This is a genomic window from Shimia sp. (assembly GCF_041624275.1).
Taxonomy (GTDB): Bacteria; Pseudomonadota; Alphaproteobacteria; order Rhodobacterales; family Rhodobacteraceae; genus Shimia.
In genome coordinates this window covers 1-3,630 of sequence record NZ_JBFJVE010000239.1, presented here as the reverse complement: position 1 = coordinate 3,630, position 3,630 = coordinate 1, and the positions used below count along the sequence as shown (strand labels likewise).

At 69.7% G+C, this 3,630-nt stretch carries 3 protein-coding genes and 1 riboswitch; of the genes, 2 read left to right on the top strand and 1 reads right to left on the bottom strand.

Features of this window, described 5'->3' with window-relative positions:
• A partial coding sequence (locus tag ABZD10_RS14305) for a chromosome segregation SMC family protein (protein WP_372887499.1) occupies nt 1-2,567 on the bottom strand: 2,567 nt, incomplete at its 3' end.
• Nucleotides 2,568-2,772: 205 nt separating this feature from the next.
• Nucleotides 2,773-2,973: riboswitch (cobalamin riboswitch) on the top strand.
• Nucleotides 2,974-3,010: 37 nt separating this feature from the next.
• Here ABZD10_RS14305 and ABZD10_RS14300 point away from each other — a divergent pair.
• Both ABZD10_RS14300 and ABZD10_RS14295 read left to right on the top strand, forming a co-directional pair.
• On the top strand, nt 3,011-3,181 hold the full coding sequence (locus ABZD10_RS14300; protein ID WP_372887497.1) for a CbtB domain-containing protein: 171 nt from the start codon (nt 3,011-3,013) through the stop codon (nt 3,179-3,181).
• A partial coding sequence (locus ABZD10_RS14295) for a CbtA family protein (RefSeq protein WP_372887495.1) occupies nt 3,144-3,630 on the top strand: 487 nt, incomplete at its 3' end. The genes ABZD10_RS14300 and ABZD10_RS14295, both read left to right, overlap by 38 nt.

Here is a 3,630-nt window from a genome sequence, read left to right as displayed (position 1 = left end):
GCCAGACCGTCGCCGGCCCGGCGCCGCCGTGCCTCGGCCTCGGCGATGGCCTCGGACAGTTCCTCGCGCTTGGCGGCGATCTCCTCCGGCGCATTGCCCGCCGCCTTCAGCTCCTCTTCCGAGGTCAGCTTGCGCTCGGCCAGCTCGCCGATGCGTTTCTCGGCCGTCTCCAGCCGGTGGCGCCAGCCGCTGATCTCCTTGGTGACCTCCTGGGCGCGGCGCAGCCGGGCCTCGCCCTCGCGGCGCAGCTCGTCCTGGGCCGAGCGCCGGGTCATCATCGCGATCCGCGCCGCCTCGACCGTCATCTTGATGTCCTCGACCGCGGCCCGCGCCGCCTCGAGATCGCCGAGATCGGCCATGCCGCGCTCGGCCTCGAGCAGCTGCGCGCGCGCCGCCATCGCCTCTTCCTCGTGGCGCGCCACCGCCAGCCCCAGCGATTCCAGCCGCCCCTCGGCAAGGTTGCGGTCGGCCTCGGCGCGGCTCAGCGCCCGGTTGGCCTCGGCCACCGCGCGGTCGGCGTCGCGCCGGGTCAGCCGCGCCGCCTTGTCGATCTCGGACAATTCGCGCAGCCGCGTCTGCAGGGTCTCATGCGCCTGCACCGCGCCATCGGCCCGCGCCGTGGCCCGCGCCATCTGCTGCTTCAGCTCCTCCAGCCGGTTCAGCTGCTGCAACCGCAGCGCCGCCGCGCTCGGCGCATCCTCGGCCCAGGCCCGGTAACCGTCCCAGCGCCACAGGTCGCCCTCCAGCGACACCAGCCGCTGCCCCGGCTGCAACAGCGGTTGCAGGCGCAGCGCATCCTCTGCCGCCACCAGGCCGATCTGGCTCATCCGGCGCTCCAGCACCTCGGGCACCGAGACATGCGCCACCAGCGAGGTCACCCCCTCGGGCAGCGGCTGATCCTGGTCATAGGGCGGCAGCACCTGCCAACCCGAGGGGCCGTCGTCCTCGACCTCGGGGGCGCGCAGATCGTCGGCCAGCGCCGCCCCCAGCGCCTTTTCGAACCCCTGCTGCACCTGCAGCCGATCCAGGATCTGCCCGCCCTCGGCGGTGTCGCGTTCGACAAGCCGGGCCAGCGCCGTGACCTCGGCGCGCAGCGCGTTCAACTCGCCCTCGGCCTCCGAGCGCTCGGCGCGGGCATCGGCCTCGCGGCCCTGGGTCTCGGCCCGGTCCTGTTCGGCCTGCGACAGCGCCTGCTCGGCCTCTGCCGCCGCGCCTTGCGCCGCCGCCTCGGCATGGCGGGCGCTGTCATAGTCCTGCGAGGCCCGCAGCAGCGCCGCCTTCGAGCTGGTCACTGCGTCGCGCGCCTTGTCTGCCTCGGCCTCGCTCTTGGCGCGGGTCTTGCGGCTGTCTTCCAGCAGCCGCTGCGCCGAGTGGTGGCGCGCCGCCAGCCGGGCCACGTCTTCGGTCAGCTGCGCCAGGTCGCTCTCGCGCTCCTGCAACACGCCGGCCGCCTCGCGCGCCGCCTGCGAGGCAGCCTCGAGCCGCTCGCCGTGGCCCTCGCCGGCCTTGGCCAGCTCGCGCGCCTCCCAGTCGAGGCGGGCGATGGTCTCCTCGGCGTCGCGGTTGAGCCCGGATTCGCGCTCCATGTCGCGCGCCAGCTGCCCGATGCGGCTGGTCAGGGTGTCGATGATCTGCCGGGCATGGGCCTCCTGGTCGTTCAGCGTGTCGCGCTGCACCTGCAACCTTTGCAGGATGGCGGCGGCGATCGCCTCTTCCTCGCGCAGCGGCGGCAGGGCGTCGTCGCAGGCAAGGCGTGCCTTGGCGGCGGCCCGCGCCGTGCCCTCGGCCTGGGCGGCGGCAGTGGTGCGGGCGCGCAGTTCCTCGTCGGCCCCGGCCCGTGCCTCGTCGGCCTCGCGCCAGCGGCGATACAGCAGCAGCCCCTCGGCCTGGCGCAGGTCTTCGCCGATGGCGCGGTAGCGCGCCGCCTGCCGCGCCTGCCGCGCCAACTGGCCCAGCTGGCTGGCCAGCTGGTCGATCACATCGTCGACCCGCATCAGATTGCTCTCGGCGCCTTTCAGTTTCAATTCGGCCTCGTGGCGGCGCTGATACAGACCGGAAATTCCGGCCGCCTCTTCGAGGATGCGCCGCCGCGACTTCGGCTTGGCGTTGATCAGCTCGGAAATCTGCCCCTGCCGCACCAGCGCCGGCGAATGGGCTCCGGTCGAGGCATCGGCAAACAGCATCTGCACGTCGCGGGCGCGCACATCCTTGGTGTTGACCTTATAGGCGCTGCCGACGTCGCGGGTGATGCGGCGCACGATCTCCAGCGCGTCCTCCTCGTTGAAGCCGGCCGGGGCCAGCCGCTCGCCATTGTCGATATGCAGCGAGACCTCGGCGAAATTGCGCGCCGGGCGGGTCGCCGCGCCGGCAAAGATCACGTCTTCCATGCCGCCGCCGCGCATCGCGGTGGGGCGGTTCTCGCCCATCACCCAGCGCAGTGCCTCCAGCAGGTTCGACTTGCCGCAGCCATTGGGCCCGACGACCCCGGTCAGACCATCGGCGATGATGAGATCGGTCGGATCGACGAAGCTCTTGAAGCCCGTCAGTCTGAGTTTCGAAAAGCGCAAGACTGCCTGTGACCCCGTGATTCTGGTTGCTAGGTGAAAAATGCCTGCGCCACGGGGGGTGAGTCAATAAGGCACCACAGAATGTGGCGGATCGGCGCCACTTATCCACAAGATATTGATTTTCTGCCCGGTGATTTTTTCTGCCACCCGACGCTGCGCGACAATCAGACGTCGCAATCGGCCTTGACCGGACCCCCAAACACAGGCCAAACAGGGGCTGTGTGGTGTCGGCCCCAAGGGGCCACTCCTCGGGAATGTGGTGCGGGCAGAAGCCCAAGGCCACAGCCGCCCCCGCGACTGTAAGCGGCGAGCGCGCGTTCAAAACCACTGGGGGACAGCCCCTGGGAAGGGAATGCACCGCGTCGACCCGCGAGCCAGGAGACCGGCCACATGAAGGAAACGTAAACCCATCCGTCGGGGTGACGGGACAAGGAGAAGACATAATGTCGACCAAATTTGCTACTATCGCGGCCGCACGCACCAACACCGCCGCTTTCGTGCTGGCGCTGACTCTGGGCGTGGGCCTGCTGACCATTTCGGGCATGGCGCAAGCCACCGTGCTGCACGATGCTGCGCATGACCAGCGTCACGCCATGGCATTCCCCTGCCACTAAGCACGCGCCTCACGGCTCAATGACCAAAAATCTGCTGTCCAGCGCTGTGTTCGCTGGCCTGATAGCAGGGCTGATCGCAGCTCTGCTTCAGTTCGTTTTTGTCATCCCGCTTCTGCTGGAAGGCGAATTGTATGAAACCGGTGCAAGGGTGCATTTCGCCGTCGAAGGCACCACCCAGTCGGTCAAGGGCGCGCCGCCGCTTGGCGATGAATGGGGCCGTCACCTGATGACCGTCGCCTTCAACATCGTCTCCTATGCGGGATACGGCCTGTTGCTGGTAGCGGCGATGGGCTTTGCCCGCGACCGTTTCGGCGCCGCGCTCAATGCCAAGACCGGCCTCGTCTGGGGCATGTGCGGCTTTATCGCGGTGCAGCTGGCACCGGCCATGGGCCTGCCGCCGGAACTGCCGGGCACGCCTGCCGCCGAGCTGGGCCCGCGTCAGGCCTGGT

Bases quoted from the DNA above. Each gene is read 5' to 3' on its own strand.
- ABZD10_RS14300 (WP_372887497.1), top strand. From the start codon at position 3,011: ATGTCGACCAAATTTGCTACTATCGCGGCCGCACGCACCAACACCGCC.